The following is a 15,796-nucleotide window of genomic DNA, read 5'->3' on the forward strand; positions in this document are numbered from 1 at the left end:
CATCCCGCCGCTTCTCGACATGTCAATGCGCAAAAGCGAGCGGGATCTTTCCCTGGCGCAGGCCCAACCGACACGGGCCGCGCCCATGTCCTGAGCGGCGGCCCGGCCGTTGGCCATTCGCGATCTACACTAGAGAGTGCGGCTCTCCTGCGCAACAGCCCGCGCTTCCGCAGCATGGAAGCCGGTTGCCGCCCCCTGCCGCCCATGTGCGGCCAAAAGGCGGGGTGTCTCTCATTTCAGCGGGCAGTCCTTGGCGTAGGGATCCTGATGATCCTTAAGCACCGTCTTGACGATGCGGAAGGTAAGATGGCCCTGATCGTCCCTGACCACCTCGCGCAGGTAGAAGTTCTGGATGGGGAAGTGATTGTTGCCGTAGCGGAAGGGGCCGCGCACCGATTCGAACCTTGCCGCTTTCATGGCGGCGCGGATGGCATCGGTGTTCTCCAGATCCCCCTTCGCTCCTTCCACCCCGGCGCGGATCAGGTTCATGGCATCATAGGCCTGTGCGGCATAGAAGGAGGGATAGCGCCCGTATTTTTCGCGGAAGGCCTTCACGAAACGGCGGTTGGCCGGGGGGTTGAGATCCGGGCTCCAGAAATGGGTGGACTGCCCGCCGATGACATCAATGCCCGCCTGCGCCAGCCGCGGCAGAGACAGGGCATCGATGGTGAATACGGTATAGAGCTTCAGCTTGTCCTTCAGGCCGGCCTGATTGTACTGGCGGATGAAGGCGATGCCGGCCTTGCCCGGATAGAAGGCGAAAAGCGCATCGGCCCCGGAAGCGGCCGCCTTGGACAGCTCCGCGGAGAAATCCAGCTGCGCGTCCTTGCCCCAGCGCGTGAAATCCTTGCCCAGCACCTTGCCGCGGAAGGTGCGCTCCACGCCGGCGACGATGTTCTTGCCCGCCGTGTAGTTGGGCGCGATGATGTACAACGTCTTCACGCCGAGCTGATTGAGCACCTCACCCATGGCCATGGGCACCTGATCGTTCTGCCAGGAGGCGGAGAAGAAATTCCTGTGGCACAGCTTGCCCGCCAGCGGCGCCGGGCCTGCGTTGGCGGAGATCAGGAACTTGCCGGCGTCCAGAACGGGCTTGCGCGCCGCCATCAGCACATGGCTCCAGATGAAGCCGGTGACGAAATCCACATCATCCTGCTTCACCAGCTTCACCGCCTTCTGCCGGCCGATGTCGGGGCGAAAACCGTCGTCTTCCACGATCAGCCTGACATCGCGCCCGGCCATCTTGCCGCCCATGTGCTCGATCGCCAGCTTGGCGGCATCCACCATGTCGCGGCCGATGACCGCGGCCGGGGTCGTTAAGGTCGTCACAAAGCCGATCTTGACCTCGGCCGCCATGGCCTTCATCGTGGCGCACAGCGACAGACCGGCCGCAAACGTAACTGCCAGAGCCTTGCGCAGCATCGTTACACACCCTCCCTGATGCTTGGGACCGATTTTTGGCCTGCATACGGTCTTTGCCGGCTTCGGACAAGGCACTCTTTGGGTGAGCGGGGCGTTTTTCAAGGCGTTTGTCCGCAAAGGAGAGGCGCGATCTCATGAAAGAGAACGACGAAACACAGGCGGGGCATCCCTCATCTGTCGGCATTCTCCTCATGACGGTGGCCTTCGTCTTCTTTTCCGTCATGGATGCCACCGCCAAGTTTCTCTCCGCCACGCTGCCGCCGGCGGTGATCGTGTCCGGGCGCTATGTTTTCGGCGCGCTCGTGATCGCGCTCGCCGGCCTTGTCATCTGGGGCAAGGGATTCTTGCGCACCGCCAACCTGAAGATGCAGCTTGTGCGCGGCCTGTTCATGGTGCTGGCCACGCTGTTCAATTTCATCGCCGTGAAATACCTGCAACTGGCGCAGACCTCCTCCCTGCTGTTCTCAACACCGTTGTGGGTCTGTCTGCTCTCGCCTTTGCTGCTTGGCGAACATGTGGGCTGGCGGCGCTGGCTTGCCGTGCTTGCCGGCTTTCTTGGCGTCCTGCTGGTCTTAAGGCCGGGCACGGATGCCTTTCATCCCGCCATGCTCCTGTCTCTGGCGGCGGCGTTCACGCTGTCTCTCTATCAGATCTTCACCCGCAAGGTGGGCGCGCATGATGCCGCCATTGCCTCGCTGTTCTGGGGCACGGCGGCCGGCGCCGTCCTTTCGCTGCCCCTGCCGGTCGTCACCGGCGCCCTCGCCCTGCCGCAGGGGCCGGAATGGGCCTATCTCATCGGCATGGCCAGCATTGGCTCCATGGGACATTTCCTGCTGGTGCAGGCGCATCGGCTGGCCGATGCCTCCCTGCTGGCGCCCTTTTCCTACACACAGCTGTTCTGGATGATCCTCATCGGCTGGCTGTGGTTTGGCGACGTGCCGGATCTGCTCACCGTTCTCGGCGCGCTCATGGTTGCCGGCGCCGGGCTGTTCGTGTTTCATCGCGAGCGGGTGATGGCGCGGCGTCTGGCCATGAAGAAAGCGGCCGCATCCTGAGCGGAGCGAGAAGAAACATGCCGGAATTGCCGGAAGTGGAGACGGTGCGGCGCGGGCTGGCACCGCATGTGGAGGGAAAACGCATCGTGCAGGTGCGCCGCTCGCGCAAGACCCTGCGCCGCCCCTGGCCGCGGGGGCTGAAGGCCGCACTTGAGGGCGCGCGCATCTTCTCGCTGACCCGGCGCGCCAAGTTCCTGCTCTGGCGGCTGAGCAGCGGCCAGACGCTGATCTCCCATCTGGGCATGAGCGGCCGCTTCACCGTCCTTCCGCCCGAGGGGGCTGCGGCGCAGGCGCTGGGCGAGTTCTATTTCCAGCCCGCGGCCAGGCGCAAGAAAGGCCCGCATGATCATCTCATCCTCGATCTTCAGGACGGCACCCGCATCATCTATACCGATCCGCGCCGCTTCGGCCTGTTTGATCTTATCGCCACCGAACGGGCGCAGGAGCATCCGATGCTGGCGCATCTGGGGCCGGAGCCGCTGGGCAATGCCTTTTCCGCAACCGGACTTGCCCGCCGTATTGCGGGCCGCATCGCACCGATCAAGACCGTGCTGCTTGATCAGACCGTGGTGGCAGGCCTTGGCAACATCTATGTCTGCGAGGCCCTGTTTCGCGCGCGCATCTCGCCCTTGTGCCCGGCCGGTGCGCTGGCGCCGGACGGCATGGCCAGACCGGCACTGGAACGCCTCGTTGCCGCCATTCGCGACGTGCTTACCGAAGCCATTGCCGCCGGCGGCGCCACCTTGCGGGACCATCAAAGGGTGTCGGGCGAAAGCGGCACCTTTCAGCAGCATTTTTCCGTCTACGGCCGCGAAGGCGAACCATGCGAACGCTGCGGCCATCCCATTCAGCGCATGGTGCAATCGGGCCGCAGCACCTTCTTCTGCCCCGTCTGCCAATGCGAGGAGGCCAAGGCCCGGCCCTCGCGATGAAATGGCCTCTGTCCATTACGCAATGCAGGGGTGAAAGGAGAAGCGGCCTGCCTTGCTGCATCGCATCCCTGCAGGCGCAACCCTCGCACAAGGCTGCCTGTTGATGATGACGGCGGCAACGCCCGTCTTTTCAAGCCATCCATAATGGCGTGTTCGGGCATGCGTGCTGCGTGAAAGGATCATTGGCAGGGGCTCATGGCGAACATCGACGTGCAACAGAACATCGCACGGCTCGGCACCAGCCTGGCGGCGCTGGGCACGCGCCGCCTGATCATTCTCGGTGTCGTTGGCGCGCTGGTCATGCTGGCCGTGGGCCTCTCCGCCTGGCTGCTCACCCGCCCGCAGTATGAGACCCTCTATACCAATCTCTCGCCGCGCGATGTTTCGGCCATTGGCGCGGCCTTGTCCGAGGCGCGCATTGATTTCGACGTCAGCGCCGACGGCCAGACGGTCAAGGTCGCCTATGGACAGGCGGCGCGCGCCCGCATGCTGCTGGCGGAAAAGGGCCTGCCGCGCTCCGCCCGCGCCGGCTATGAGCTGTTCGACAACATCGGCGCGCTGGGGCTGACCTCCTTCATGCAGGATGTCACCCTTGTGCGTGCCCTGGAAGGGGAGCTTGCCCGCACCATACAGACCATCAACGGCGTGAAGGCCGCGCGCGTGCATCTGGTCCTGCCCCGGCGCTACAGCTTCCGCCGCAATTCCGGCAAGGCCTCCGCCTCCGTCCTCATTCGCACCGACGGCAGCTTCTCGCCGGCGTCGGCCAGCGCCATTCGTCATCTCGTCGCCGGCGCCGTGCCCGGTCTGGCCGTGGAGCGCGTCTCCGTCATGGACACCGACGGCACGCTGCTGGCCAGCGGCGAGGACAATCTTTCCGCCGCCCCCCGCCGGCTGGTGGATCTGGAGCAGAATCTGGCGCGCATGATCCGCGACAACGTGCGCTCCACCCTCGTGCCCTACATCGGCGCCGGAAACTTTCAGGTCTCGGTGGCCGCGCGCCTGAACACCGACCGCCGCAAGGTGGATGAGATCACCTACGATCCGGAATCGCGGGTGGAGCGCTCCGTGCGCGACATCAAGGAGAAGATCTCCTCGGTCAATTCCTCCTCCGCCAAGGCCACCTCCGTGCAGCAGGAAATTCCCCAGGAAGAGACCGGCGCCGGCGGCGGGCAGAAGAATCAGGAAAAGCGCGACCGCAAGGAACGCATCACCAACTACGAGATCAGCTCCCGCCGCGTGATCACCGAGCATGATGGCTATGACATCGACCGCATCAGCCTCGCCGTCATCGTCAACCGCAAGGCGCTGGAAACCGTGCTTGGCCGCAAGCTGACGCCGGAGGATCTCGCCGCCCAGGAGAAGGAGCTGCGCGCGCTTGTCGCTTCCGCCGCCGGCCTGTCGGAAAAGCGCGGCGATACGCTCAAGATCACCATCACCGATTTCATTCAGTCCTCGCGGCCGCTTGAGCCCGTGGGCGGCACCGGCTTCACCGTCTGGCTGCTCTCCATGCTGCCGACCATGCTCAACGCCGCCGCCGTCATCATCGCCATTGCGCTCATCATGATGCTCGGCGTGCGCCCCGCCCTGCGCATGCTCACCCAGCAGGCCAAACCACCGGCGCCGGAGGTGGAGGTGCATGATCAGGCCGGCGAGTTGGCCGATCAGGCAGCCCTGCCTGGCAGCGAAGAGGGTGAGGCGGCGGCACAGCTTGCCGCGCCGGCACAGGCGGAGGGCGCCTTGCCCGGGCCGGAACAGGCCACCGCCACGGCTCAGGAGGGCGCAGGCGACTCGGCGGAGGCGAAGGCGGCGGAACAGGAGGCGCTCGATCCGCTCGCCGAGCTTCTTGACGGCGCCAATGCCCGCGAGCCGGTGGAGAAGCTGAAGAAGCTCATTGAATACGACGACAGGCAGGCCGCGGCCGTGCTGAAGGAATGGCTGCGGGAGGAGGCGTAAGGCATGAGCGGGCGGCGACCGACACCCCTGGCCCGGCGGCTGGCCGCCTTTGAGCGGCCCCGGCGGCGGCCGCCGCTGGCGGCGCTTTTCAAAGGGGAAGCGGGCGGCGACGCAACAGAGGGAAAGAGGGATGATGCACCGGCGTCAGACTCCTCTTCCGTCACTGCTTCTCATGACGCGCACATGCAAGAGCCCGAGGCGGCTTTGGCAAGGCATGAGGCGGAAACGCCGGGAGAAGGAACATCGCAGCAGGCCCTGATCGCCGCCTTCGCGGAAGGGCGCCGCGCCGGGCTCATGGAGGCGCGGGCGGGGTTTGAGGCGCAGCTTGCGCGCCTGCGTGCGGAATTCGGCATCCGGCTTGAGGCCGAGCGCCGGGCTGCGCAAGCGGCCCTTGCCGACACTCTGGCGCGTGATCTGGCCGCGCGCATCGATGCCGGGCTGACCGAGCTGCAGGGAACGCTCTTTTCCGTGCTGGCTGAGGTCCTGCGCCCTGTGCTGGCCGAAGCGGCGCGCGAACAGGCGCTTGTCCAACTGGCGGCACGGCTTGACCGGCTGTTGCGCGAGGAGGAGGGCATCGAGCTTCGCGTGCGCGGGCCGAAGGCGCTCCTTCGTGCCCTGAAAGCGCGTTTGAGCGGCCGATTGCCGGATGAGGCCTGCGCCGAGGATGAGACCATGGCCGAGATTGAGGTGATGGTGCACGAAACGGTGATCCGCACCGCCATCTCGCAATGGGCGGCGAACTTACGGGAAGCGCCGCCGGCGCCGGATGAAGCGGAAAGGTAAGGGCCGATGAGCGAACCCCAGATGGAACGCCATGGTGATCATGGCGAGATCGTCATCGTCCGCAAGGGCGGCCACTGCGAGGAAGGCCACCACGGCGGCGTGTGGAAGGTGGCCTTTGCCGACTTCATGACGGCGATGATGGCCTTTTTTCTGGTCATGTGGCTGATCAACGCCGCCAACGAGGAAACCAAGGTGCAGGTGGCCAGCTATTTCAATCCGGTGAAGCTTGTCGATACCACGACCAATCCCCGCGGCCTCAAAGAGGATCCCAAGACTTCGAGCGGCGATGTCGAAAACGAGAAGCTGAAGAACGAGGCCAAGGCCAAGGTCGCCGACAGCGGCAAGATCGACGAACCCAAGCGCCACCAGACGCCAAAGAAGGGGCCGGTTTCCTATTTCACCGGCGGCGACATTCCGGAGAGCGAACTGTTCCGGGATCCGGTGCGCACGCTTGATCGCATCGCCGGCGGCGCGCCGGACCTGCTCTCCGGGTCCGCCGAACAGCGCAATCCCGAGACCATTGGCGCCGAAGGCGGCGATGCCTTCCGCGATCCTTATGCGCCGCGCACCTGGGAGATGCTTGATGATGACCTGCCGCCGGAGGACGCGGCCAGCGCCGAAGGCGGCCCGAAAAATCCCACCACCCGCCGCACCGCCCCGGCCGCGGCTGAAGACGGGGCGAAGAAGGCAAAGGCCCTGAAGCTGGCTGAAGGGAAAGATAAGGGCAAGGCCTCTGCCGCGATGCCGGAGAAACACGCAGCAAAAAACGCGCAAGCGAATAACGCGCAGCAAAAAGAGGGGAAGACACACACGGCGCAAAACAAGGCCGCGCGCCTTACCAGGCCGATGAGCACTGCCGAACTGCAGAAGGCCCATGCCGAACAGGCCGCCCGCATCAAGGACCTGGAAAAGCAGGTGGAGATGCTGCGCAAGGCGCTGAAAAAGGCACTGGCCGGCAGCGGCGGTCTGGCGCCGGAGGTGACGGTGAAGCGCATCGATGAAGGTGTGCTCATCTCCATCTCCGACAAGGCCGGTTTCGGCATGTTTGCCATCGGTTCGGCCAAGCCCCTGCCGCAGACGGTGCGCTTCATGGAAAAGGTGGCGAAGATCCTGCGCACCATGCCGGGCAAGATCATCGTGCGCGGTCACACCGATGCCCGCCCCTATCGCAGCAAGGGCTATGACAACTGGCGCCTGTCCACCGCGCGCGCCCACATGGCCCGCTACATGCTCATCCGCGGCGGCCTGCCGGAGAACCGTTTCGTGCGCGTGGAAGGGCTGGCCGATCGCGAGCCGGCCGTTCCCGACGATCCTTATGATGCCCGCAACCGCCGCATCGAGATCCTTCTCAAGCGGGAGGAATAAGCCATGTCCGTCCGCATTGCCGCTTTCGGCGCATCCCTGTTTGCGGTCGTCTTGACGGCTTTTGTCTCCTCTTCGCCTCTCGTCGCCGCGCCGCATCAAGAGGCCGCGCCGCAAAAGGCAGCCGCACCGCATAAGGCTGCCACGTCGTATCAGGAGGCCAGACCCTGGGAATACCTGCGCGCGCTGCAGAATGTGCAGAACCGCCTGGCTGAAGGCGATGCCCGCGCCGCCCGCACAGCCCGCGCCCTGCATCGTTTTCTCATCCGGCGCATGGCTGCCTTTCCGCCCCGCATCTGGCGGGAGAAACGCAATGCCGAGGCGCTGTTCACCTGGCTGCTCGCCGGCGGCCGCCCCGATGTGGCCGAACGGCTGCTGGCGAAGAAGGTTCCCGTGGCCCTGCCCAAGGGCGCGCTTGCAGGCGCTGTCGCCTATGCCCGCGGCGAGAATGCCCGCGCCTGGAAGCTGTTTTCGGGCATTTCCGTTCATGCCTTCATGACGCGCAACGCCCGCGCCCAGTTCGAGCTGGCGGTGGCGGTCTTGCGCGCGTCTTCCGATCCGCCGCTGGCGCTTGCGCATCTGGATCATGTCCGCCTGCTCAAGCCCGGCACCCTGCAGGAGGAGGTGGCGCTGCGCCGCGGCGTGTGGCTGGCCGGCATGGAGGGCGATGTCGAACGGGCCGTGCGCCTGGCCGGCATTTATCTCAGACGCTTCAATCGCTCCTTTTATGTCGATGATTTCCTGAAGCGGCTTTCCGTGGTGCTGGTGCGGCTGGATTATGGCCTCCGGCCCTCGCCGCTGGAGCGGATCGAGCCGCTGCTCTCCCGCTTAAGCAAGCGGCGCCGGGCGCTTCTGCTCGCTGCCATGTCCCGCCGCGCCCTGCTTGACGGCAAGTTCGCCCTTGCCGCTCATGCGGCGAAAAAGGCGCGGGCGCTTTATCCGAACGTGGCGCGCTTCGCTGCCCGCACCCGGCTCTATCGCGCCGCCGCCGAGATCGCCCGGCCCGACCCCGAGCCGATCCTCAATACCCTGAACGCTCTGGATGAAAAGAACCTCGGCGAACGGGACCGCAGCCTGCGCCTTGCCGCGCTGCTGGTGGGGCGGGCGATCATTGATGAGCCCCTTTCGGAGACACTCGCCGCCATCCGGGTGAAAAAGAAGAAAGGGCACAAGGCCAAAGAGAGCACAGGCAAGGCCAGCGCAAGCCAGAAAGAGCAGGATGATCCCAGGCTGGCCCGGGCCGAAGCCCTGGCGGCGCAGGTGGAACGGCTCTTGAAGCAATACGCGGACATCCCATGAGCACCTCCTTGCCCATGTTCTCCATGAAGGCCTCGTTCAGGTCCGCTTCCGTCATGCAGGACCAGGCGCATGCGCCCGATGCCCGCAATCAGGCCGATGCGCCGCCTTTCGATGACTATCTGTCAAAACAGCCGACAGGTTCTGCGCCGTCCGGTTCCACAACCTCCGCTGCCGAGACGTCCCCCAAAACGGGGGCGCGCGCGCACGCCGAGCCAGAGGCGCAAGCTCAGGAAAAACAGGGCAACGAGATCAGTGAGCGCACAGCGGCAAAGGGTCACCGGCGCAAGGCGAAAGCCGCATCGTCCATGCCGCGCAGGCCCGGTGACGGGGCGGGCGCATCCCGTGTGTCTTTGCAGGCTGCGCAAATGGACAATCCGGAAGAAATCGAAGCCCTCACTGTTTCCCTGATGAAAGAGGCTGACGGGCCCGAACCATCGCTTAAGCCCGATGCAATAAGGCCGGAGGGCGATGGCGAAGATGCCAAGGATGCCGGGCCTGATGGTATTAAGCCGAAGGCAGAAGCCGCTGACGAGAAGGGGGCCTTGCCGCGCGAAGCTGCGGATACGCCGGTTCAGCAGGTATCGTTTGGCTTCCTGAACGGTGCTTCAAGGCAGCCGGGCGCCATGCCGGTTCGCACGCCTTTCTCTTCTGAGACGGGAAGGCCGCTGCGTTCTTTCACGGATAAAGCGGTCCCCGTGGATGCGGATTTCGATGCCGTCTCATCGATGCCGGATAAACATATCTCCGGCGCACCGAAAGGCGATAATCGTTCAGCGCTTCATCCGGATGCGTTTCTGGCGGGCGTTGATGAAGGGCGCGGGCGCCGGCTTGAAGCCCCTGCCGGCAACGGGCGGCTTGCCGATGTCATGCGTGATGTGAAACTGCAGGTGGAGGATGCCGGCCAGAGCCGGCATTTCGCGCCGCCCCGAGCTCTGGATGCTGCAGCGGTTGCCACGGTGGCCGTGGACGATGCCGGCGCGATCGAGGCCAATGCCGGGCGCATCCGCGATGCCGTATTGCAAGGGCTTTCCGATCTCACCGGCGCACATGGTCAGACCGGTCATGCGGTGACCGTCAATCGACATCTGCACATTCAGCTGAAGCCGGAGCACCTCGGCACGGTCAGCGCCCGCCTGACCCTGCAGCAGGGCGTGCTTGAGATCCGCATCACCCTTCCCGATTCCGCCTGGGCGGAGCGCGTGCGCCGCGATGCCGAGGATCTCGCCCGCCGCATCATCACCCGCGAAGGGCATGCTGGCGGCATGCGGCAGGTGCAGGTGCACATCGGGGTGGATCCCGCCCTGGCTGTCGTCTCCCGGCAGGATGCCCAGATGCCGGGCCCTGGACAGAGCCCTTCCCATCATCCGGGTGGGCAAGCCGGTGCGGGTCAGGGGCAGGGCGCGTTCAGCGGTCAGGGGCAGGATGAGCGCAGCCGGGCCGGTTCCTCTTCAGGCCATGGTGACTTAGGACGGGGCGATGAAGGCAGTGCCACGCAAACGGAGCGCGATCCGCGCGCTGTCTATCTCTAGCCTGCTTTTGATGCTGCTTGCCGCGGCCCTCAACCATTCCGGAGATGCGGCGGCGGCATCGCGCCGGCCTGCGGGAAACGCCGGCGTTTGTGAGCGTTACATGCTCACCGCCGCGCGCCGGCACCGCGTTCCCCTGGCGGTGCTCTATGCCGTGGGGCTGACCGAGACCGGGCGCAAGGGCAGCCTGCGCCCCTGGGCGCTCAACATCCATGGCAAGGCCGTTTACGCCGGCAGCCCCGAGGAAGCCCTGCGCATCTTCCGTTCTGCCCGCGCCCGCGGCAAGTATCTGATCGATCTGGGATGCATGCAGATCAATCATCATTATCACGGCCGCCAGTTTGCCTCGCCGCGTCAGATGCTTGATCCCGCTGCCAACGTGGATTACGCCGCGCGGTTCCTGCGCCGCCTTTACGAGCGCGAGGGCTCCTGGACCATGGCCGCGGCCCGCTATCACGCCGGGCCGAACAACGACGCTGCCCAGAAGCGCTATGTCTGTGCCGTCATCCGCAATCTTGTCGCTACCGGCTTCGGCCGCTGGACTCCCGCCGCCAGACGCTTCTGCCGCCGTTGAAGGAAACAGCCATTTCGCAGCACCCCGCCGTCCTGTTTGCCCAGTCGTCCATGACCGCCTTTTCATCTCCCTTTCGTTGACTTGGCCGCGGCCTGGCCGTATAAGCCGCAACCATGACGACGGCCCGCGTTCGGGCCCGGCCTGTTTCCCGGCAACGAGGAAAGACCGACGGCCGGAAAGGGAGCGAAGGGATGCGCCCGTTTCGCCTTGCCTTGCAAAAAAGGGAAGGCGAAAGCGGCGTATCCTGTCCTGTGTTCTTGGATGGCCTTGAGCGTTGCATCGTCTCCGGGCCGCCGCACGGGGCCATACGCGGGCATGTGATGGGTTTGAGCCATTCTGCGAGGAGATTCGAGCGATGAAGAGGACGTTTCAGCCGAGCCGTCTTGTGCGCAAGCGCCGTCATGGCTTCCGGGCCCGCATGGCCACGCGCGGCGGGCGCAAGGTTCTCAAGCGGCGTCGGGCCAAGGGCCGCGCGCGTCTGTCGGCTTGAATAAAGCGCCGGCTTTGCGGCATCCGGCCCTTTTTGTGTGACACATGCCTGAAGCCGGAACCGACAAGGCGGGCGAGGGCGCGGTTGCGCGCATGCCCGAAGTCCTGCGCCACCGCAGCGATTTTCTTGCCGCCGCCCGCGGCGTGTTCCGGGCCATGCCGCTGGTGGTGGTGCAGATGCGCAAGCGCAATGATGACGGCCCGCCCCGCGTGGGCTTCACGGCCACCCGTCGCATCGGCAAGGCGGTGATTCGCAACCGGGCCCGCCGCCGCCTGCGTGAAATCGTGCGTCAGTTGCCACAGGGGCGTCTGCTGCCGGGGCGGGATTACGTCTTCATCGCCCGCGAAGGCACGGCCACCGCCCGTTTTGCCGATCTGCGCGGGCAGCTGCTGCGGGCGCTGGACATGCTCAATGCCGGCCGGGGACATGCTGCGCGCCCCCGCCGCAAGACCTCGGCGGGCCGCAAGGAGAAATGAACCGGAGCATTCCGGCCGAACGGGACAGAGCCATAAGCCATGCAAGGCGAGCAGAAGAATTTCATCATAGCCATCGTCCTCTCGCTGCTGATCATCATCGGCTGGCAGATCTTCTACGTCGGCCCGCAGGTGGAAAAGCAGAAGAAGCTTCAGCAGGCGGCTCAGGAACAGACGGCCAGCCCCTCCACCACCAAATCAGCCGACGTCACCGCGCCAACGCCAGCGGCCACGGATGGCAAGGGCGGCCAGGCCCAGGCGCCCGGCGTTGCCGCGCCGGCCCCGGGCGGCATGCAGCCGCGGCAGGCCGTTCTGCAAAAGGACCCGCGCGTACGCATTGATACGCCCTCGCTCATCGGCTCGATCAATCTGCGCGGCGGCCGGCTTGATGACCTGAAACTGCGCCGCTATCGCGAGACGGTCTCGCCAGACAGCCCCATCATCACCCTGCTCAATCCCGTCGGCACGAAGAATGCCTATTTCACCGAAGTCGGCTGGGCGCCCGCGCCCGGTCAGAACGTCAGGGTGCCGGGGCGCGATACCGTGTGGAAGGCGCCCGAAGGCGCCGTGCTGAAGGCAGGCGGCTCCGTGACCCTGGAATGGGACAACGGCGAGGGGCTCATTTTCCGCCGCACCTTCACCGTCGATGAGAACTACATGTTCTCCGTCACCCAGACGGTGGAGAACCGCTCCGACAAGCCCGTGGTTCTCTATCCCTATGCGCGGGTGCAGCGTCACGGCGTGCCGAAAACGCAAGGATACTTCGTGCTCCATGAGGGGCTGATCGGCGTTCTTGACGGTGAGCTCTATGAAGTCCGCTACAAGGACCTGATGGAAGAGGATGCAAAGCCCCAGGAGGCCGATTCCACCGGCGGCTGGCTGGGCATCACCGACAAGTACTGGGCGGTCACCGTCATGCCGCGCGATCAGAAGCAGGCCATTCATGGCCGCTTCTTCCATACCAAGGTCAACGGCACCGACATCTTCCAGGCCGACTGGCTGGGCAAGACCGGCGTGACCATCGCGCCCGGGGCCAAGGCCACGCAGCAGACCCTCACCTTCTCCGGCGCCAAGGTCGTTGCGCTCATCGACAATTACGAGAAGACTTACGGCATCGACAAATTCGACCTGCTCATCGACTGGGGCTGGTTCTATTTCATCACCAAGCCCATGTTCTTCCTGCTGCACTGGCTGTACAACCTGCTGGGCAACTATGGCTTTGCCATTCTCGTCGCCACGCTGCTGATCAAGCTCGTCCTCTTCCCGCTCTCCAACAAGTCCTACGCCTCCATGGCGAAGATGAAGAAGCTTCAGCCCGAGCTGGAGCGCATCAGGGAGCTGTACAAGGACGACAAGCTCAAGCAGCAGCAGGCCATGATGGAGCTGTACCGCAAGAACAAGGTCTCGCCCATGGCCGGCTGCCTGCCCATGCTCATTCAGGTGCCGATCTTCTTTGCGCTGTACAAGGTGCTCTTCGTCACCATCGAGATGCGGCATGCACCCTTCATCGGCTGGATCAGGGACCTCTCCGCGCCCGATCCCACCAGCCTGTTCAATCTCTTCGGGCTCATCCCCTGGGATCCGCCGCTGTTTCTGCAGATCGGCGTCCTGCCCCTGCTCATGGGCCTGACCATGTGGGTGCAGATGAAGCTCAATCCGCCGCCCCCCGATCCGGTGCAGGCCCAGATCTTCAACTGGATGCCGGTGCTCTTCACCTTCATGCTCGGCACGTTTCCCGCCGGCCTCGTGCTCTACTGGACATGGAACAACTTCCTCTCCATCATCCAGCAGAGCTACATCATGAAGAAGCACGGCGCCGAGATCCATCTGTGGAACGCGCTGAAGAAGAGTTTGCCGTTCCTCAACAAGGGGGCCGACAAGGCCTGACATGACCGCGGAAAGAAACAGGGCGCCCCGCTCTTCGCCCGCCGGGAACGCAAAGACGGGCGGCGAACGGCAAGCGCAACAGATAAAGGCGGAAGACGCGACGGCGACTGGGGCGGCGGCAACGCCGGCGTCAGCGCCGTCATCGCCGCCGCGGCTTGTGGATGCGCCGCTGTCCGATCTTGATGAGGAAGCGCGCGAACGTGCCCTGGAACAGGGCCGGCGCCTGTTCGCCAGACCGCCCGTCTTTCTCCGAGGCGTGGCCGACATGCGTGACCTGCCGCCGCCGCATGAGGTGGAGATCGCCTTTGCCGGCCGCTCCAACGTGGGCAAGTCCTCCCTGATCAACGCCCTGTTCAATCGCCGCGATGTGGCCCGCACCTCCAACACCCCCGGCCGCACCCGGGAGCTGAACTACTTCGCCCTCGCCGAGGGGCGCATGGCCCTGGTGGACATGCCCGGCTATGGCTATGCCAAGGCGCCGAAATCCCTGGTGAAGCGCTGGCAGGCCCTGGTGCGCGACTTTCTGCGCGGCCGCGCGCCCCTGCGCCGCGTGTTCGTGCTCATCGACGCCCGCCATGGCCTTAAGGCCCATGATCTTGCCGCCATGGATCTGCTCGATGAGGCCGCGGTCAACTATCAGGTGGTGCTCACCAAGGCGGACAAGGCCCGCGCCGATCACCTCGAAAAACTGCGAACCAGTATCGCCCGCGCCTTAACCGCCCGGCCGGCGGCGCACCCGGTCGTTCACGTCACCTCCGCGCGCAAGGGCACAGGCCTTGCCGAACTGCGCGCCGAAATCGCCCGCCTTCTCAAGGCAACATGACAGCCCAAACCTGGAATAATGCTCATAACACCCTATCGGCGGTGACACGGAGCCCGGAAGAACCGTTTTGATCGTCATGATCATGAGCGCCCGCCGTATTTCAGAAAGCGCAGGAAGGTGAACCAGACCTCGTGCAGGGCATCGAGATAGGCGCGCTCCTCGGGATGGCGCTCCGCCACCGCGTTCTTGAAATTTGGATAATCGAGCTTCTCCTCGACATAGCGAACCAGCATGTCTTTCAGCACCTGTTCCTCGACATGCAGCCGCCAGGTGTAATCCGCGTCCTCAAGCTGAAAGATGGCATCGGCATGCTGCGGAAACGCCCGCTCAAGATGGTCTTTCTTCCGTGCCCGCACGATGATGATATTCGGCTTATCCTTATGCCGGACACACGAGATCATGCCCTCCGTCGTGATGACCCACATCTGGTGTTTCCCCTCCTTTCTGCAAATGTCATGCGGATATGAGGCGTAAAGCCCCTCGCCCGGCGCGAGATCCGATGCGGCTGCCGCATTTCAAGACATGTCAGGACATGGGAAGGGGCGGCGGATTGATCCGCCACCCCTGAAGGTCGTGTCGATGCCGGCCTGTGTCTGATTTCGCACCCGGTCTTATTTCAGCTGCGGCACCATGATTTGCGGCTGCTTGCGCACTGGTGGCCTGGCGGGCTGGGCCGGGCGGGTTGCAACACAGCGCCCCTTGCGCAGCACCTGGCCCTTCGGGCAGGACGGACGCGGCCGGCTGCTTTGCGGGCGCACACAGCGGCCACGCACCTTCACCAGCCCCTTCGGGCACGGCTTTGCCTGCGGCTTTGGCCGCACAGGCACGCACTTTCCGCGCACCCGAACCATCCCCTTGCCACAGGGCTTCGGCTGAGGCGGCTTGGGCTTGGCAATGGGCACGCAGCGATTGCCGAGGCGCTTCATGCCTTTCGGGCAGGGCTTGACCACCGGCGGCTTGGGCGGCTTCACCGGCCGGCAAACGCCTCCCTTGCGCACCATGCCCGGCGGGCAGGGTTTGACAATCGGCACACACCGGTTGTTCAGCCTCTGCATGCCCTGGGGGCACGGCTTGACGATGGGCACGCAGCGATCCTTCACCCGATGCATGCCCGGCGGGCAGGGCTTCACACCTGGCTGACCGCACCAGCGACCGGGCGCGATCTGCTTAAGCCGCCACCCCTTCTTGCGCAGGGCCGGAACCTCATTGGCCGGCAC

Annotated in this window: 15 protein-coding genes; 12 read left to right on the plus strand and 3 right to left on the minus strand. The window is 65.0% G+C overall.

Features of this window, described 5'->3' with window-relative positions; translation table 11 throughout:
* Positions 1-231 precede the first annotated feature (231 nt).
* Positions 232-1,422, minus strand: a complete 1,191-nt coding sequence (locus EK16_RS09665; protein ID WP_156098564.1) for an ABC transporter substrate-binding protein — start codon at positions 1,420-1,422, stop codon at positions 232-234.
* Positions 1,423-1,556: 134 nt separating this feature from the next.
* Between EK16_RS09665 and EK16_RS09670 the strand changes: the two genes are divergently transcribed.
* The 12 genes from EK16_RS09670 to yihA all read left to right on the plus strand — a co-directional run bounded on the left by EK16_RS09670 (position 1,557) and on the right by yihA (position 14,579).
* Positions 1,557-2,477: a DMT family transporter gene (locus tag EK16_RS09670; protein WP_156098565.1), complete on the plus strand. Its 921-nt coding sequence runs from the start codon at positions 1,557-1,559 to the stop codon at positions 2,475-2,477.
* A 17-nt stretch (positions 2,478-2,494) separates the two neighbouring features.
* The gene (mutM, locus tag EK16_RS09675; RefSeq protein ID WP_038036683.1) at positions 2,495-3,409 is read left to right on the plus strand and encodes a bifunctional DNA-formamidopyrimidine glycosylase/DNA-(apurinic or apyrimidinic site) lyase; all 915 of its coding nucleotides are present in this window, start codon (positions 2,495-2,497) and stop codon (positions 3,407-3,409) included.
* Between the two features lie 195 nt (positions 3,410-3,604).
* Complete coding sequence (gene fliF / locus EK16_RS09680) at positions 3,605-5,362, plus strand: flagellar basal-body MS-ring/collar protein FliF (protein WP_038036684.1); 1,758 nt, start codon at positions 3,605-3,607, stop codon at positions 5,360-5,362.
* A 3-nt stretch (positions 5,363-5,365) separates the two neighbouring features.
* On the plus strand, positions 5,366-6,145 hold the full coding sequence (locus EK16_RS09685; protein ID WP_038036685.1) for a hypothetical protein: 780 nt from the start codon (positions 5,366-5,368) through the stop codon (positions 6,143-6,145).
* A gap of 6 nt (positions 6,146-6,151) precedes the next feature.
* The gene (locus EK16_RS09690; protein WP_038036686.1) at positions 6,152-7,510 is read left to right on the plus strand and encodes a MotB family protein; all 1,359 of its coding nucleotides are present in this window, start codon (positions 6,152-6,154) and stop codon (positions 7,508-7,510) included.
* A gap of 3 nt (positions 7,511-7,513) precedes the next feature.
* Positions 7,514-8,806, plus strand: coding sequence for a hypothetical protein (locus EK16_RS09695; protein ID WP_038036687.1), 1,293 nt, complete (start codon positions 7,514-7,516; stop codon positions 8,804-8,806).
* Positions 8,803-10,335: a flagellar hook-length control protein FliK gene (locus EK16_RS09700; protein ID WP_038036688.1), complete on the plus strand. Its 1,533-nt coding sequence runs from the start codon at positions 8,803-8,805 to the stop codon at positions 10,333-10,335. The genes EK16_RS09695 and EK16_RS09700 overlap by 4 nt, the downstream gene beginning before the upstream one ends.
* Positions 10,336-10,345: 10 nt before the next feature.
* The gene (locus EK16_RS09705) at positions 10,346-10,906 is read left to right on the plus strand and encodes a transglycosylase SLT domain-containing protein (RefSeq protein ID WP_038036689.1); all 561 of its coding nucleotides are present in this window, start codon (positions 10,346-10,348) and stop codon (positions 10,904-10,906) included.
* Positions 10,907-11,261: 355 nt separating this feature from the next.
* Positions 11,262-11,396 (plus strand): 50S ribosomal protein L34, encoded by a 135-nt coding sequence (rpmH, locus tag EK16_RS09710; RefSeq protein ID WP_038036690.1) that lies wholly within the window; start codon positions 11,262-11,264, stop codon positions 11,394-11,396.
* Positions 11,397-11,440: 44 nt separating this feature from the next.
* Positions 11,441-11,872 (plus strand): ribonuclease P protein component, encoded by a 432-nt coding sequence (rnpA, locus tag EK16_RS09715; RefSeq protein ID WP_081910462.1) that lies wholly within the window; start codon positions 11,441-11,443, stop codon positions 11,870-11,872.
* Positions 11,873-11,911: 39 nt separating this feature from the next.
* A complete protein-coding gene (yidC, locus tag EK16_RS09720; RefSeq protein ID WP_038036691.1) occupies positions 11,912-13,756 on the plus strand; it encodes a membrane protein insertase YidC in 1,845 nt (614 codons plus the stop codon).
* A gap of 1 nt (position 13,757) precedes the next feature.
* A complete protein-coding gene (yihA, locus tag EK16_RS09725; RefSeq protein WP_081910463.1) occupies positions 13,758-14,579 on the plus strand; it encodes a ribosome biogenesis GTP-binding protein YihA/YsxC in 822 nt (273 codons plus the stop codon).
* 80 nt (positions 14,580-14,659) lie between these two features.
* Here the strand turns inward: yihA and EK16_RS09730 are convergent, their stop codons facing one another.
* Together EK16_RS09730 and EK16_RS09735 are read right to left on the minus strand one after the other, a co-directional pair.
* A complete protein-coding gene (locus EK16_RS09730; RefSeq protein ID WP_051929214.1) occupies positions 14,660-15,004 on the minus strand; it encodes a hypothetical protein in 345 nt (114 codons plus the stop codon).
* Positions 15,005-15,190: 186 nt separating this feature from the next.
* On the minus strand, positions 15,191-15,796 hold a 606-nt coding region (locus tag EK16_RS09735), incomplete at its 5' end, for an EB domain-containing protein (RefSeq protein WP_038036692.1).

Source organism: Thermopetrobacter sp. TC1, assembly GCF_000746275.1.
In the GTDB taxonomy this organism is placed as follows: domain Bacteria; phylum Pseudomonadota; class Alphaproteobacteria; order Rhizobiales; family Aestuariivirgaceae; genus Thermopetrobacter.